Origin of the sequence: Vagococcus fluvialis (assembly GCF_003337315.1) — a bacterium.
GTDB lineage: Bacteria > Bacillota > Bacilli > Lactobacillales > Vagococcaceae > Vagococcus > Vagococcus fluvialis.
The window spans coordinates 188,692-201,864 of sequence record NZ_QPJV01000003.1; the positions used below are offsets into that span (position 1 = coordinate 188,692).

Annotated in this window: 17 protein-coding genes and 1 pseudogene; 6 read left to right on the forward strand and 12 right to left on the reverse strand. The window is 31.8% G+C overall.

Features of this window, described 5'->3' with window-relative positions; genetic code table 11:
- Positions 1-77: 77 nt before the first annotated feature.
- Positions 78-327 (reverse strand): annotated as a pseudogene (locus tag DFR54_RS04600) (family 1 glycosylhydrolase); the annotation flags it as partial.
- A 207-nt stretch (positions 328-534) separates the two neighbouring features.
- On the opposite strand from DFR54_RS04600, the gene DFR54_RS13455 reads away from it, so the two are divergent.
- On the forward strand, positions 535-663 hold the full coding sequence (locus DFR54_RS13455) for a hypothetical protein (RefSeq protein WP_264481237.1): 129 nt from the start codon (positions 535-537) through the stop codon (positions 661-663).
- Between the two features lie 344 nt (positions 664-1,007).
- Here DFR54_RS13455 and DFR54_RS04605 read toward each other — a convergent pair whose 3' ends face one another.
- The 8 genes from DFR54_RS04605 to DFR54_RS04640 all read right to left on the reverse strand — a co-directional run bounded on the left by DFR54_RS04605 (position 1,008) and on the right by DFR54_RS04640 (position 5,078).
- On the reverse strand, positions 1,008-1,202 hold the full coding sequence (locus DFR54_RS04605) for a CsbD family protein (protein WP_114289111.1): 195 nt from the start codon (positions 1,200-1,202) through the stop codon (positions 1,008-1,010).
- Positions 1,203-1,231: 29 nt separating this feature from the next.
- Entirely contained in the window at positions 1,232-1,477 is a 246-nt protein-coding gene (locus DFR54_RS04610; RefSeq protein WP_114289112.1) for a GlsB/YeaQ/YmgE family stress response membrane protein, read from the reverse strand.
- A 28-nt stretch (positions 1,478-1,505) separates the two neighbouring features.
- Positions 1,506-2,036: an Asp23/Gls24 family envelope stress response protein gene (locus DFR54_RS04615; protein ID WP_114289113.1), complete on the reverse strand. Its 531-nt coding sequence runs from the start codon at positions 2,034-2,036 to the stop codon at positions 1,506-1,508.
- Between the two features lie 34 nt (positions 2,037-2,070).
- Positions 2,071-2,247, reverse strand: a complete 177-nt coding sequence (locus DFR54_RS04620) for a DUF2273 domain-containing protein (protein WP_071456867.1) — start codon at positions 2,245-2,247, stop codon at positions 2,071-2,073.
- 13 nt (positions 2,248-2,260) lie between these two features.
- Positions 2,261-2,821 carry an alkaline shock response membrane anchor protein AmaP gene (amaP, locus tag DFR54_RS04625; RefSeq protein ID WP_114289114.1) on the reverse strand — a complete coding sequence of 187 codons (561 nt, stop codon included), beginning with the start codon at positions 2,819-2,821 and terminating at the stop codon, positions 2,261-2,263.
- Between the two features lie 289 nt (positions 2,822-3,110).
- A complete protein-coding gene (locus DFR54_RS04630; protein WP_114289115.1) occupies positions 3,111-3,494 on the reverse strand; it encodes a hypothetical protein in 384 nt (127 codons plus the stop codon).
- Between the two features lie 27 nt (positions 3,495-3,521).
- Positions 3,522-4,592: a serine hydrolase domain-containing protein gene (locus DFR54_RS04635; RefSeq protein ID WP_114289116.1), complete on the reverse strand. Its 1,071-nt coding sequence runs from the start codon at positions 4,590-4,592 to the stop codon at positions 3,522-3,524.
- A gap of 18 nt (positions 4,593-4,610) precedes the next feature.
- On the reverse strand, positions 4,611-5,078 hold the full coding sequence (locus DFR54_RS04640) for a DUF1694 domain-containing protein (protein WP_114289117.1): 468 nt from the start codon (positions 5,076-5,078) through the stop codon (positions 4,611-4,613).
- A gap of 151 nt (positions 5,079-5,229) precedes the next feature.
- On the opposite strand from DFR54_RS04640, the gene DFR54_RS04645 reads away from it, so the two are divergent.
- The 5 genes from DFR54_RS04645 to DFR54_RS04665 all read left to right on the forward strand — a co-directional run bounded on the left by DFR54_RS04645 (position 5,230) and on the right by DFR54_RS04665 (position 10,836).
- A complete protein-coding gene (locus DFR54_RS04645; RefSeq protein WP_114289118.1) occupies positions 5,230-6,177 on the forward strand; it encodes an ABC transporter permease in 948 nt (315 codons plus the stop codon).
- Positions 6,177-7,136 (forward strand): iron chelate uptake ABC transporter family permease subunit, encoded by a 960-nt coding sequence (locus DFR54_RS04650; protein ID WP_114289119.1) that lies wholly within the window; start codon positions 6,177-6,179, stop codon positions 7,134-7,136. Before DFR54_RS04645 ends, DFR54_RS04650 begins: the two co-directional genes overlap by 1 nt.
- On the forward strand, positions 7,136-7,891 hold the full coding sequence (locus DFR54_RS04655) for an iron ABC transporter ATP-binding protein (RefSeq protein ID WP_114289120.1): 756 nt from the start codon (positions 7,136-7,138) through the stop codon (positions 7,889-7,891). The genes DFR54_RS04650 and DFR54_RS04655 overlap by 1 nt, the downstream gene beginning before the upstream one ends.
- Positions 7,892-7,906: 15 nt before the next feature.
- Positions 7,907-8,875 carry a siderophore ABC transporter substrate-binding protein gene (locus DFR54_RS04660; protein ID WP_114289121.1) on the forward strand — a complete coding sequence of 323 codons (969 nt, stop codon included), beginning with the start codon at positions 7,907-7,909 and terminating at the stop codon, positions 8,873-8,875.
- Between the two features lie 206 nt (positions 8,876-9,081).
- On the forward strand, positions 9,082-10,836 hold the full coding sequence (locus DFR54_RS04665) for a flavocytochrome c (protein WP_114289122.1): 1,755 nt from the start codon (positions 9,082-9,084) through the stop codon (positions 10,834-10,836).
- A 58-nt stretch (positions 10,837-10,894) separates the two neighbouring features.
- Here DFR54_RS04665 and DFR54_RS04670 read toward each other — a convergent pair whose 3' ends face one another.
- From DFR54_RS04670 to DFR54_RS04680, 3 genes are all read right to left on the reverse strand, one after another.
- Positions 10,895-11,383, reverse strand: coding sequence for a hypothetical protein (locus DFR54_RS04670; protein WP_114289123.1), 489 nt, complete (start codon positions 11,381-11,383; stop codon positions 10,895-10,897).
- 83 nt (positions 11,384-11,466) lie between these two features.
- Entirely contained in the window at positions 11,467-12,759 is a 1,293-nt protein-coding gene (locus tag DFR54_RS04675; RefSeq protein WP_114289124.1) for a PTS sugar transporter subunit IIC, read from the reverse strand.
- A 31-nt stretch (positions 12,760-12,790) separates the two neighbouring features.
- Positions 12,791-13,093: a hypothetical protein gene (locus DFR54_RS04680; RefSeq protein WP_114289125.1), complete on the reverse strand. Its 303-nt coding sequence runs from the start codon at positions 13,091-13,093 to the stop codon at positions 12,791-12,793.
- Positions 13,094-13,173 lie beyond the last annotated feature (80 nt).

Below are 13,173 nucleotides of genomic sequence, written 5' to 3' on the forward strand. Positions count from 1 at the left end.
AAGTAATTCAATTGATATTAATTAAATCCATTATTTTTAGATAATTTTTTAAACCAATAACCGCTTTTTTTAATACTTCATTGTCCGTCATTATCTAAGTCAACTGAAATAAAACCGTATCTGTTTTTATAAGCATTTGTCCAAGACCAATTATCCATACAAGTCCACATATGATAGCCTCGTACATTGCTACCTTCTTGTATGGCTTGGTTAAAATACTTTAAATGATTAGAGACAAACTCGATACGGTAATCATCATTTGTCCATATATCGTTCTTATTCCTCAACTTCCATACCGTTTTCGGAGGTATAGCAAAGTATAGTTCCATTTTCAGATGCAGCTTTATTAGTACTTATCCAAACAATTATGATTGTTGCTCTTTACAAAAGAAATGGTTTAACTATCTCCCAAGGTGTTGTAAAAGGACTATGAAAAGCAACTCTAATTTCTGGATTTGGGAAATCATTAGCTGGTAATCTATTTAAGTGTATATCTGGAATAGGCACTATCACTGGGGAGATATTAATATTAGAGTGGCGGTAACGTTTACTGAGTTTTTAGGTTTATCTGTTGTGAAAGAGTTACATGGGGTTGAAGACTTTGATATACTTGAGCTTACTCAGGTTATTGCGAGTACAATTAAAACATTTTCAAAAAGCTGATTTTATATATTAGTATTTTTAATGAACATATGAAATCAATGAATATTTTTAAATTATTATTTGTAATTTGGAATACATTTGTGTTTTTTACTATTATTCCCATAATAAAGTTATACTCAACCAATTTGGAAATTATTCTTGTAAATAGAACAACTTCTTTTTTAGAGTTACTAGCCGAAAAACAGACCCTTAATTCTGATTTATTTCTTTTTTACATATGTTCATGTTCTATGAATAATTTTCTTTTTAAACATTGTTTATTTTATAATAAAAAATATCCCTCAAGTAAACATTTATTTGAAGGGATATTTTTATTTATGTGGTATATAAATTATGCAAATTTATTATTTATTTAATTTATCTTTTGTTTCATCAATAAAATCTTCGGCTTTTTCTTTAATATCTGAAGTCACTTCTTTTGTTTTACCAATCGCTTGATCTAAGATACCTTCAGCTTTTTGTTTATCATCACCACGTAAATTTCCAATAGTTTCTTTTGTTTTACCTTTAATTTTATCTGTATATCCTTTATCTGTCATAAAGATTCTCCTTCTTTGTTTTTATTTTGTTAGCTTTTTTTACCAGTAAATAATGACACGACAGCCACAACAATAACTGCTCCAATGATGGATGGAATAATAGCCATTCCGGCTAAAGATGGTCCAAATGAACCAAATAAAGATTGGCCAATTGAAGAACCAATTAAACCAGCAACAATATTAGCAATCCATCCCATAGATTTTCCTTTACTTGTTATAGCACCTGCTATAGCTCCGATAACTCCACCTACTATTAATGACCAAATGAATCCCATATATATCACTCCTCATCTAAAAATATTATTATTCTACTCTGGGCTCAGTTGCTTCTTTTACTTTTGTTGCTCCTTTAGAAGACACTTTTTTGACTTTGTCAGTTTGATCAGAAACAAAGTCTGAAACTTCACTTGTAGCGTCACTCAACTTGTCCTGAACAGTAACACTATCTTCTTCGTATTGTTCTTTTGTTTTAATATCTACGACATTAACATTTACTTCTATAACTTCTAGACTCGTCATATGCTTTACTTCTTTTTCAATCACTCGTTTGATGTCTTCGTATATTTTTGAAATATCTACACCATATTCTGCAACGATATCTAAATCAACAGCAACTTCTTTTTTTCCTACTTCAACATCAATTCCTGAAGTTACATCATTATTATTAGCAATTTTATCTGCTAAATTTGAAAAAAATCCACCATTAATTGTTAACAGACCAGGAATAGTTTCCAATGAAATACCAACGATTTTTTGAATAACTTTGTCTTCAAATGTTAATTCACCTTTTAACTCTGATTTTTTTACTTCTACTTGTGTTCCTTTGTTTTCCATGATTGATTCCTCCAATTTATTTATTGTTATTTTTTTATTTCTTCAAAAAATTATTTCTTTGAAGGTAGTAACCGATACAAGCACCTAGTAACGTTAAAATAATAAGGATAATTGTTTTAAAAAATCCTAAACTAAAAAATGATATAGCTAAACCGAGGCCGATGAGAGCTCCCAAAATAGGAAATCTATATTTTTTTATGAAATCTTCCATTTTCTTATCCTCCTTAAATAACACGTGAGTTATTAGTTTTTTTATTTGAAACTTGTTTTATTTCAACTGTTATCTGTTTGGAGTCAGTTATTCCAAGAAATATTGATAATTCTTGTTTTATTCGAAGAGATAATTCATTTGTTTTATCAAGTAAATTAGTTTCATTATTAGAACAACTACCTGAAATAAAAATTTTAATTCTATTTTTTTTCATTGTGACAGACACTTTTGGATTTTTTAACCATGGCTCTTGAGTCAAAATAGTAGATACAAATTGTTCAACAGCATTTTTCTTAATAGAAAGACTGCCTTTAGATTTAGAATGATAAATTTCTGTTTTATTTCTAGGGTAAAACAGAATGAAAAAGAACAAAATGATTAAAAGTATAATTACTATAATACTTCCCCAAAATAGATAAAATGGGAGATAGAAACCTATAAAAGGATAATTTTCCATTTTGATAAGCTTAAAAGAAAGATTTGCTAAGTCTTGATTTTGTACAATATTAGCAAATAAGAGCGGAAGTAGTAATACTATCGTTATTAAAATAAACACTTTTTTAGAACGGTACATATAAAATCTCCTTTCCAACTGTTTATAACAATACTTTATGATATATAGGATCTAAAGTCAAAAAGAAAGCGTTATTTTTTGTAAAAAATATGTAAATAGAAGTTTAAATAGAAAACGTCAGTAAAAAAAACAGTCACATTATTGTTTAAATATTCGGTTGTGTCAAATAACAAATAGAAGATTGTAGTATAACTAGTCTTATAATAATATTTTATCTTGATAGTAAATAATGAATTAATAAAAAATCGAAGGCCAAAATCATTTAAGATTTCAGGCCTTCGATTCTTTTTTATTCTGCTACTATCAATGTTTGTTTTGTCGGTGTGTCAACGTGTAATCCAGTTTTTTCTTCCCACCATTTGTTAAGTAAATCTACATGGGAATCTGGGAAAGCTGATAAATCAATAGAAGATACGTGAGGAAATGATAAGGCTAAATTATTTTTCAACTCAGCTAAAAGGTTATAATATTGAAAAGCTGCAAAATATAAGTCCTCCTCATCTTCAGAAATCAGAGCTTCAGGAATCCGCTCTAGCATAAAACCTAAACTTCTAACGACAAAACGCAGAGCTCCCTCAGAGTTAGAATCAATGGTTTCAATTCCTTTTAGTAATAAAATGTGGACGTGTAAAGCTTCGGCTAGTTCTTGTTTAATCATTTTTTCTTGATTCATTTAACATCCTCCTTATCAATATCTATATTAAAACAGTAATAACTGTTGATAAACATCTTTTAAAAGGTCGTAAGGATAATAATCACTTGATTGATTTGCTAGAAAAACAATGAAATTTTGCTCAGATAAATCCCCGTAAACATAACTACGATAGCCACCCATAACACCATCAGCAGAGATGTTACCTGAAAACATAACTTCTTGTTGTAACGAGTAATTAAACAACTCATTAAACTCATCTTCTGTTAACAAAGTGCCATTGTTTAAAGACATTTCAAAACGACTTAAATCACTGACTGTGGAATAAACATTTCCTGCTCCTAGTAAAGTACTCATTAATTCTTCAGAGTATTGTAGGTTTTCAGTATTGTAGTCTTCGTCATTATAAAAGAGGTATTCATTAGGAATTGTAGCTTCTTTTGGTAAATCATCCCAAAGAAAAGTATGCTCCAGTTTTAATGGTTTAAAAATTCTTGTTTTAAGACTTTCTTTGTAACTTTTATTTTCAATCTGACTGATAATACCAGCTAGAAGGCTGTAGTTACCATTAGAATAATAAAATTCATGACTACCATGATAGTAAAGTGAGTCAAAAACATTTTCTAGTTGCACTTTTTCAGTTTTTAAGACAGAGTCTGTAGCTGTTTCAGGCATTCCGTAACCACTTGTATGATTTAATAAATCTCGAATTGTAATAGTATCAGCAAATTCAAGGTCAGGATAAAAGGTATTAATCATTGTGTCATAAGTTAATTTATCTTCTCTAATCAGCTGGGCGATAATCACACCAGTCATATTTTTTTGTAAAGAGGCAATAGGATAGAGCTCATTGTCTGTGTTCTTTACATTTTGTTCTTTATCAGAAAAGCCATAACTAGACGTATCAATGATTTTACCGTTTTTAACAAGTGCAACTGAACCTGATAAATGTGATTCTTTAAAGTCAGCTGAAACCTTTTCAATGAACTCTTTTTGAGTTAAAGGAGTTTCTTTTTCCTTAAGTGAATTTCTTAAAAAGGTCATAGAGATGATAATGATCGCTAGATTGATAACAAAAAGAAATAGTATTTTTTTATTGTATTTATCTAAATTAGTCATCTAATCACCTCATAAATATTAAGATTTAAATAATCGTTTAAACAGACTTTCTTTTTTAGGTGTATCCTCAGTGGTTTTAGAGGAAACTATTTGTTTTGTTTTCTTAATCATATCTTCAACAGAAATATCCTCTAAATTAATAGCGTAATCTACTGAAAATACAATAGTAATGTCATCTGGTTCCACTGTTTCAAGCTCAGTATCAACCATCTTAAAATTAACACCAACTTGTTGGGCTAGCTTCATATAATGATTTTGAATCTCAAGAGGAGAGTTTGCATTAATTGATAAAGTGCCATCAACGTACTGTTTAAATCTGTCTAAACAAAATGAATCATGAGAAGAACCTTTTGCTTCTTCACAAGTCATAGAAAACACAACGCGTTCTCTAAATGTACCAAGATATTTTTTAACCTCATCAGGCTTAATTTGAGGAGCCCCGTACATTCCTTTGTCTAAATAATCTTGAATATCTTTTTGCGTCATGAAATAACACCTTTCCTTTGAGTAAGTACTTTTATTATAACATAGACTTTAAAAACTGAGGGTTAAGAAAAATGTTGCAAATTTCACTTACTTTAGATAAACTTAGTGGTAATGAAAATCATTATCAGTTAGAAAGGGTGGAGAAAAGGCAGTGAATAAAAGTATTCCAGTAGTGCTACTACTTTTTTTTGTGTGCTTGTCTTTGTTTGTAGGTGTACAAAGCATTCCGATTTCTCATCTATTTAACTTTAATGAATTAGAAGAGTTAGTTTTTTGGTACACAAGAGTTCCACGAACAGTTAGTTTATTAATTGCAGGAGCTACTAGTAGTGTGTGTGGTTTAATTATGCAACATCTGACTCAAAATAGATTTGTCTCACCAACAACTGCAGGAACCATGGATAGTGCTCGCTTAGGGATGTTAGTCGCCATGCTATTTTTCCCAGCTGGGTCTATATTAACGAGGTCCTTTGTAGCTTTTTTATTTGCCTTTTTTGGTACGTATTTATTTTTACAAATCATAAAACGCATACCTGCTAAAAATCAAATTATGATTCCTTTAGTTGGTGTGATGTTTGGAAATATTATAGGTTCAGTTGTGACCTTCTTTGCCTATCAATTTCAATTAATTCAAAATATGACATCATGGCTCCAAGGAAATTTTGCAACTGTCACAAAAGGTGATTATGAATTAATTTATTTGTCTGTTCCTGTTTTAATCGTATGTTATCTGTTTGCCTACCGTTTTACCATTGTTGGAATGGGAAGTGATATGGCAACTAATGTGGGATTGAACTATGAAAGAACGCAGATGTTAGGTTTGTTACTAATAGCTGTAGCTAGTAGTGTCACGCTAGTTACTATAGGTGGTTTACCTTTTATTGGTGTCATTATTCCTAATATTGTCGCTCAATTTTACGGGGATCAACTTAAAAATACCTTATGGATTACAGCTATTTCAGGCAGTCTCTTTTTAATTGTCTGTGATATTTTATCTAGAGTTATTCATCCACCGTATGAAGTACCTGTTAGTTTAATTGTCGGAATTATTGGAAGTATTATTTTTATCTTTCTGCTACTGAAAGGAGGAAAAAAATAATGTTAACAATCAAAAAAAATCCGAAAACAAGTTTGATGTTATTAGGATTAGTTGTGATGGCAATGATTTTTCTGTTTTTGACCTATCACACTTACGGCAATTGGGAATTTGCATTAAAGCTAAGAGGTAAGAAATTACTAGCTTTTGTGATAGTCGGCTTACTAACTAGTTTTTCTACAATTTCCTTTCAGACGATCTCTCAAAATCATTTTTTAACGCCAAGTATTTTAGGTTTTGATTCCTTATATGTCTTAATCCAAACTATACTATTTTTTATTTTGGGTCAAAGTAGACAAGGAGACCCGAAATTATTTGTTTTTAATATTGTTATTATGGTTATTTTAAGTGTTCTATTATTTTCCACATTATTAAAAAAAGAAAAGCAGGATTTATTTTTATTATTAATGATTGGTATGATTTTAGGCACGCTCTTTAGAAGTATTAGTACTTTCTTACAAGTACTAATGGATCCTAATGAATACGATAAATTACAGGGAAAATTATTTGCCAGTTTTAGTAATGTAGATGTGTCCTTGTTAACTGTAGTTATTCCAGTTGTGATTATTTTAATGATTTTATTTTTTAAAGTGAGTGCTAAATTAGATGTTTTACATCTAGGAATCGAACAAGCAACTAACTTAGGAATTGATGTTCAGAAATTTAGAAAATATGTTTTATTTTTAATTAGTTTATCCGTAGCAATAGCAACAGCACTAATTGGTCCAATTACGTTTTTAGGCTTTATCGTAGCCAACGTAACCTATCAATGGATGAATACATATAAACATACGTATTTATTTATCTCAGGAGCATTACTTAGCATTTTATTTTTAGTAGCAGGCCAATTTTTAGTCGAACAAGTTTTTCATATGAATACAACACTCAGTGTAGTCATAGAATTTAGTGGTGGTCTTTACTTTGTTTGGAAATTACTAAAAGAGAAAGGAGGAGTCAATTAATGGATATAAATCAAGTAACTAAAAAATATGGTAATAAAAAAGTAGTTTCTGATGTAGATTATCAAGTCAAAAAAGGAAAATTAACAGCTTTTATTGGCCCAAATGGCGCTGGGAAAAGTACGTTACTTTCTATGATGAGCCGCTTGATTGAAAAAGATCAAGGTGGTATCTATCTAGATGGAACAGAAGTTAAGGCTTGGAATCAACAGGAATTAGCTAAAAAATTATCTATTTTAAAACAGGCTAATGGCGTACAACTAAAATTAACCGTTCGAGAATTAGTTGCTTTTGGAAGATTTCCACATAGTAAGGGACGACTAACAGAATTAGATCATGAAAAAATAACTAAGGCCTTAACTTTTTTAGGGTTACTTGATTTAGCAGAAAGTACTATTGATACTCTCTCAGGAGGACAATTACAAAGAGCTTATATTGCAATGGTTCTGGCTCAAGATACAGATTATATCTTTTTAGACGAACCACTCAATAATTTAGATATGAATCATGCGGTCCAATTAATGAAAACCATTCGTCAACTAGTAGACGAAAAAGGAAAGACGGTTATTATTGTGCTTCATGATATTAATTTTGCGGCAAGTTACGCAGATGAGATAGTGGCCATGAAAGATGGCGAAATCTTTAAAACAGGAACAACAGATGAAATTATTGAAAAAGAAGTACTGGATGAGCTATATGACATGAGTATTCGTGTCTGTGAGCTTGAAGGAAAACGATTCTGTTTATATTTTAATTAAAGAGGAGAAAAACAAATGAAAAAGAAATTAATTAGTTTAGTCGGCGTATTAGCTGTTAGTGTGTTATTTTTAGGAGCATGTGGTAATAGTGAGAAGGCAAGTGACAAAAAAGAAACACAAACGTCAAGTAGCGTTGCTGAAAGTAAAATGCTAACTGTTAAAGATAGCGAAGGAAATGATGTAGAAGTACCAAGTAACCCGTCAAAAGTTGTTGTGTTTGATATGGGTTCTCTAGATACAATTAATCAATTAGGAGCTGGGGATAGTGTGATTGCAACAGCAAAAGATAATTTACCAGCTTACTTGAAATCATTTGATAGTACAGAATCAGCAGGTGGTATTAAAGAACCTGATTTAGAAAAAATTAATGCCTTACAACCAGATTTAATTGTTATCTCAGGACGTCAACAAGACTCTCAAAAAGACTTAGAAAAAATTGCTCCTACTCTTTATTTAGGTGTTGATAGCTCAAAAACTTGGGAATCAACAAAACAAAATATTGAAACATTAGGAACTATTTTTGGTAAAGAAAAAGAAGCAGAAGATAAAATTGCAAGTTTAGAAAAAGATATTACTGAAGTCAAAGAAGTAGCTGAAAAAAGTGGTAAAAAAGGTTTAATTACTTTAGTTAATGAAGGTTCATTATCAGCTTATGGTAATCGGTCTAGATTTGGTATTATCCATGACACATTTGGTGTGTTACCTGCTGATGATAAGATTGAAGTTTCAACTCATGGCCAAGAAGTTTCTTACGAATATGTATTAGAAACTAACCCAGATATTATTTTTGTTGTTGACCGCACTAAAGCAATTGGTGGAGATGACAGTAAAAATAATGTAGCAGAAAACGAACTAGTGAAACAAACAACTGCTGGTAAAGATGGCAAAGTTATCACATTAACACCAGATGTTTGGTATTTATCTGGTGGTGGAATTGAATCAACTGAACTAATGATTAAAGATGTATTAAAAGCATTTAAGTAAAATGAAAGACTTGAGAGAAAATCTCAAGTCTTTTTTCTTACTTCGTAGAACCTTCTGCCATAAACGATAATAAGCCAACAGAAACAAGTGATATTTTTAACAAATAAACCGTATTCATACAGAAAAATCAAATAAATATTACTCTTGTTATTGTGAAAAAGATAACTTATAATAAGGTCGTTAATAAATTAAGGGGGAAGTTTACTGTGAAAAAAGTGTTGAAAGGGTTACTGTTTAGCTTGGTACTATTTTTATTAGTGGCGTGTTCATCAGGAGCTGGTAAAGATGGAACGTATGAAGGAGAGGCTAAAGGAGCCAACGGACCGATTAAAGTTTCGGTTACTGTTAAGAAAGACAAGATTGAAGACATAAAAATTGTTGAGAGTAGTGAAACAGATGGTGTTTCAGATTTAGCATTAAAACAAATTCCAGAAGCTATTGTTAAAGCTCAAGGACTTGATGTAGATGCGGTAAGTGGAGCTTCATCAACAAGTAATGCTGTTGTAGATGCTGTTAAAAATGCTTTAGAAAAATCTGGTTTAGATATTGCTGCGATGTCAAAAGTTAAAGCAAGTTTACCAAAAGCTAAAGAAGTAAGTAAAACAGATTATGACGTTGTTGTTATTGGTGGTGGTGGTGCAGGGTTAACTGCTGCGATTACTGCTGCTGAAAAAGGTGCAGACGTTGTTTTACTTGAAAAATTACCAGTTCTTGGTGGTAATACAATGATTTCAGGTGGTGAAATGGCTGCTCCTGGTAACTGGTTACAAGAAAAAGAAGGTATCAAAGATAGTAAAGATCAATTTTATGAAGATATCATTAAAGGTGGAGACTCTGAAAACGATCCAGCTCTAGTTCGTGTCTTAGCTGACAATGCTTTATCTGGTGCTGAATGGTTAAGAGATGACGTAAAAGTTGAATTTGAAGATTACTTATTATTCTTTGGTGGACACTCAGTTAAAAGAAGTTTAGTACCAAAAGATGCTTCAGGTGCTGAATTAATTAAAAAATTAGAGAAAAAAGCTAAAGATTCTAAAGTGACAATTTTAACTGAAGCAGATGCTAAAAAAATCAACGCTTCAAATGGAAAAGAATTTGATCAAGTAGAAGCTAAAGTAAATGATAAAGATGTTACCTTTACAGCTAAAGATGGTATTGTGATTGCTTCAGGTGGATTTGGTTCTAACCTAGAAATGCGTAAAAAATACAACAAAGATATGGATGAAAAAATCTTAGCAACAACAAGTGCTGGTAGTATGGGTGATGGTATTTTAATTGGTGAAGCTATTGGTGCTGGAACAACTGATATGGAATACATCCAAACGTATCCAACATGTGACCCTGAAACAGGCCGTTTACTTTATGTAGGAGACGTGCGTATGGAAGGACGTTCTATTTTAGTTAACAAAGAAGGAAAACGTTTTGTGGAAGAGTTAGAACGTCGTGACGTGATTTCTAAAGCTGTGACAAAACAATCTGACGGATTTTCATATATGTTCTGGGATCAGTCAGCAATGGATGCATCAAAAGTAGATAAAACACATAAAAAAGAATATGATAGTTTAGTCGATCGTGGTCTTTTAGTTAAAGCTGATACAGTAGAAGAAGCAGCTAAACATTTTGAGATTGATGCTAAAGAATTACAAACAACAATTGATAACTACAATAAATATGCAAAAGACGGAAAAGATTTAGAGTTTAATAAACGTGGTGAGTTAGTAGCCTTTGGTGAAGGACCTTACTATATTATGAAATCTATTCCAGCTGTTCACCACACAATGGGTGGTTTAACAATTAACACTAAAGCTCAATTATTGGATGGAGATAAAAATCCAATTCCTAATGTTTACGCTGCAGGAGAAGTAACAGGAGATGTTCATGGAACTAACCGTTTAGGCTCTGATGCCATTGCGGATATTATTGTCTTTGGACGCATTGCAGGAGACGGTGTCGTTAAATAAAAATATAAATTATTGATATTTAGTAAAGATTGAGACATAAAAAATAATGTCTCAATCTTTATTTTTTTGAGGCAAGGGCTTGATGAATTGAATGCCCCTTTGGAATATGGGAAAGAGTGTAAAATTCTGTAAACATTTTTTTAGTTGATTCATAATCTAGTACAAGTTCTTCGTTTTGAAGATCACTAGAAGTGACACCTTGGTTTAATTGTAATTCGTTAAATAGACGGTTAGAATTACAGTCAACAACACCAATAGTTTTTTCAATAGCTACTAGTATAATATCCTGCTCTTTACTCATTAGTTGATACGGTGTGTAGTGAGAATCTATTTCAGAAAAATAAAGAAGAGTATCTTTTGTTTTGTCGATTTTATAAAACTCGAAATCAACTGTATCAGGAGTTAATTGATACTGTTGACCTATGAGTGAATTAAGAAGATTTTCAGTGGTGATAGTTACATAAATTTCTGATAAGTCAGAAGTAGAAACAGGTGTTAACTCAAAAAACTCATTCAAGTAGCTCATAGATTTATCGTAGTAAGTCATTTTAACACTCCTTTAAGTTGGTAGTAAGCTAATCATACAACAAAAAAAAGAACAGTCAATTGACTGTTCTTTTTAAGTAGAAATTAAGCTTCAATTCCTTGCTCTTTTTCTAATTCTTTTCTATCGTAAACTTTAACAAATGGGTAGTAACAGATGACAGATACTAAGATTAAAATAACGTTTAATACGGCAGCTCTCCAGTCCCCACCAGTTGCTAAGTAAGCACCAATTGGTCCAGGCAATGTCCAAGGAGCAGTAATTGTTACAGGGTTAACAAATCCTAAAGAAGTTGCAAACCATGCAATTGTTGCCATGATCATTGGAGTAACTACGAAAGGAATCATCATAATTGGGTTTAATACAATTGGCACACCAAAGATAACAGGTTCGTTAATGTTAAAGATAGATGGTGTAATAATTGCTTTACCTAATTTAGATCCGTATTCAGATTTAGCAGTGAATGCTAAAAGAATAGCTAAACCGATTGTTGCTCCAGATCCCCCAACCCAGATAAACCATTGGAAGAAAGGCTCAGCAGCGATATGTGGTAATGCTTCTCCAGCAGCTTGTGCTGTTGTGTTACCTTCTAATAATTGTAACCATACTGGACGAGCTAATGAACCTACAATAGATACACCGTGGATACCAAATACCCAGAAGAATGTAATCATGAAGATTAATAGTAATACAGATGGTAATGAGTCAGCAGCTGTAACTAAAGGTGCAACTAATTTAGCTACGGCAGTATGCCAGTCAAATCCGATATAGTAAGTAATTGTTGCCATACCTAAGATAACGATTAAAGTTGGTGTTAATGCTTCAAATGAACGAGCTACAGCAGGAGGAACTTGTTCAGGCATTGTAATTTTGAATTTAGATTTATCAGTCATACGATAAATTTCAACAGCGATAATAGCAGTAATGATCCCAACGAACATTCCGCCACCACCAAGGTTAGCCATTGGTAATACAAATCCAGCAGTTCCAGCAGCTTCTAATGCTTCAGCAGGTACGTTCACAGGAACGAAAGTTAAAAGGAAAGCAATAGTAGCTAAGATACCACCAGAAACTTGGTCTAAATCATATGATTTAGCAAGACTAGCACCAATACCAAATGTCGCATATAGAGACATGATATACATTGTCATACGATATGGTAAAAGAATCGTTGCAGCGTTTGAAGTTAAGAATTCAGTAATTCCCCAAGTTGCAGGTAGCGGTGGAAAAGCTACGATAAGGAAGAATGAACCAACAATAATTAATGGTAATGTAGCGATAATTCCGTCACGAACAGCACGTAAATGTCTTTGGTTAGCAATTTTATCCATAGGACCAGCTAGACGTGAATCAATAAAATTTGTAAATTTTTCTAACATTTTTTACACTCCTTAAAAAATATAATAATACCTAAAATATAAATCCTTTAAACAACCAGAAATAAGTAACGGTTTCAAGAACAATAAAACTAATAATCAAAGTTCTATAAAAGCGGCGCCCGATACCATCTTTTGTTTCGATGAAACATTGCACATAAGCAATGGTTGATGAGATTAGAATAGGTAAAAATAATAAGACACCAATTCTTGTATCCCAATTCATTTCATAGAAAAAGTATGGAACCACGATACCTCCTATAATTCCTGCTAGAAATAGAAGTCCTGCACTTTTTAGAGAAAACTTTGGAATTGTTGGGTTTTCTTTATTTGTCATTGTCTTTAAACACCTCCTAATAAATGGTTTGTTTGTTCAATAGTTATAGAAAATAACGATTGAGGATTAGATATGAAAAG

Excerpts from the sequence above, each read along its gene's own strand:
- DFR54_RS04620 (WP_071456867.1), bottom strand. The coding sequence starts at position 2,247 with ATGGAAGATTTCATAAAAAAATATAGATTTCCTATTTTGGGAGCTCTC.
- DFR54_RS04670 (WP_114289123.1), bottom strand. The coding sequence starts at position 11,383 with ATGACTTACTACGATAAATCTATGAGCTACTTGAATGAGTTTTTTGAG.
- DFR54_RS04640 (WP_114289117.1), bottom strand. The coding sequence starts at position 5,078 with ATGACGCAAAAAGATATTCAAGATTATTTAGACAAAGGAATGTACGGG.
- DFR54_RS04675 (WP_114289124.1), bottom strand. The coding sequence starts at position 12,759 with ATGTTAGAAAAATTTACAAATTTTATTGATTCACGTCTAGCTGGTCCT.
- DFR54_RS04660 (WP_114289121.1), top strand. The coding sequence starts at position 7,907 with ATGAAAAAGAAATTAATTAGTTTAGTCGGCGTATTAGCTGTTAGTGTG.
- DFR54_RS04630 (WP_114289115.1), bottom strand. The coding sequence starts at position 3,494 with ATGAATCAAGAAAAAATGATTAAACAAGAACTAGCCGAAGCTTTACAC.
- DFR54_RS04650 (WP_114289119.1), top strand. The coding sequence starts at position 6,177 with ATGTTAACAATCAAAAAAAATCCGAAAACAAGTTTGATGTTATTAGGA.
- DFR54_RS04680 (WP_114289125.1), bottom strand. The coding sequence starts at position 13,093 with ATGACAAATAAAGAAAACCCAACAATTCCAAAGTTTTCTCTAAAAAGT.
- DFR54_RS04610 (WP_114289112.1), bottom strand. The coding sequence starts at position 1,477 with ATGGGATTCATTTGGTCATTAATAGTAGGTGGAGTTATCGGAGCTATA.
- DFR54_RS04655 (WP_114289120.1), top strand. The coding sequence starts at position 7,136 with ATGGATATAAATCAAGTAACTAAAAAATATGGTAATAAAAAAGTAGTT.
- DFR54_RS04615 (WP_114289113.1), bottom strand. The coding sequence starts at position 2,036 with ATGGAAAACAAAGGAACACAAGTAGAAGTAAAAAAATCAGAGTTAAAA.
- DFR54_RS04605 (WP_114289111.1), bottom strand. The coding sequence starts at position 1,202 with ATGACAGATAAAGGATATACAGATAAAATTAAAGGTAAAACAAAAGAA.
- amaP (WP_114289114.1), bottom strand. The coding sequence starts at position 2,821 with ATGTACCGTTCTAAAAAAGTGTTTATTTTAATAACGATAGTATTACTA.
- DFR54_RS04635 (WP_114289116.1), bottom strand. The coding sequence starts at position 4,592 with ATGACTAATTTAGATAAATACAATAAAAAAATACTATTTCTTTTTGTT.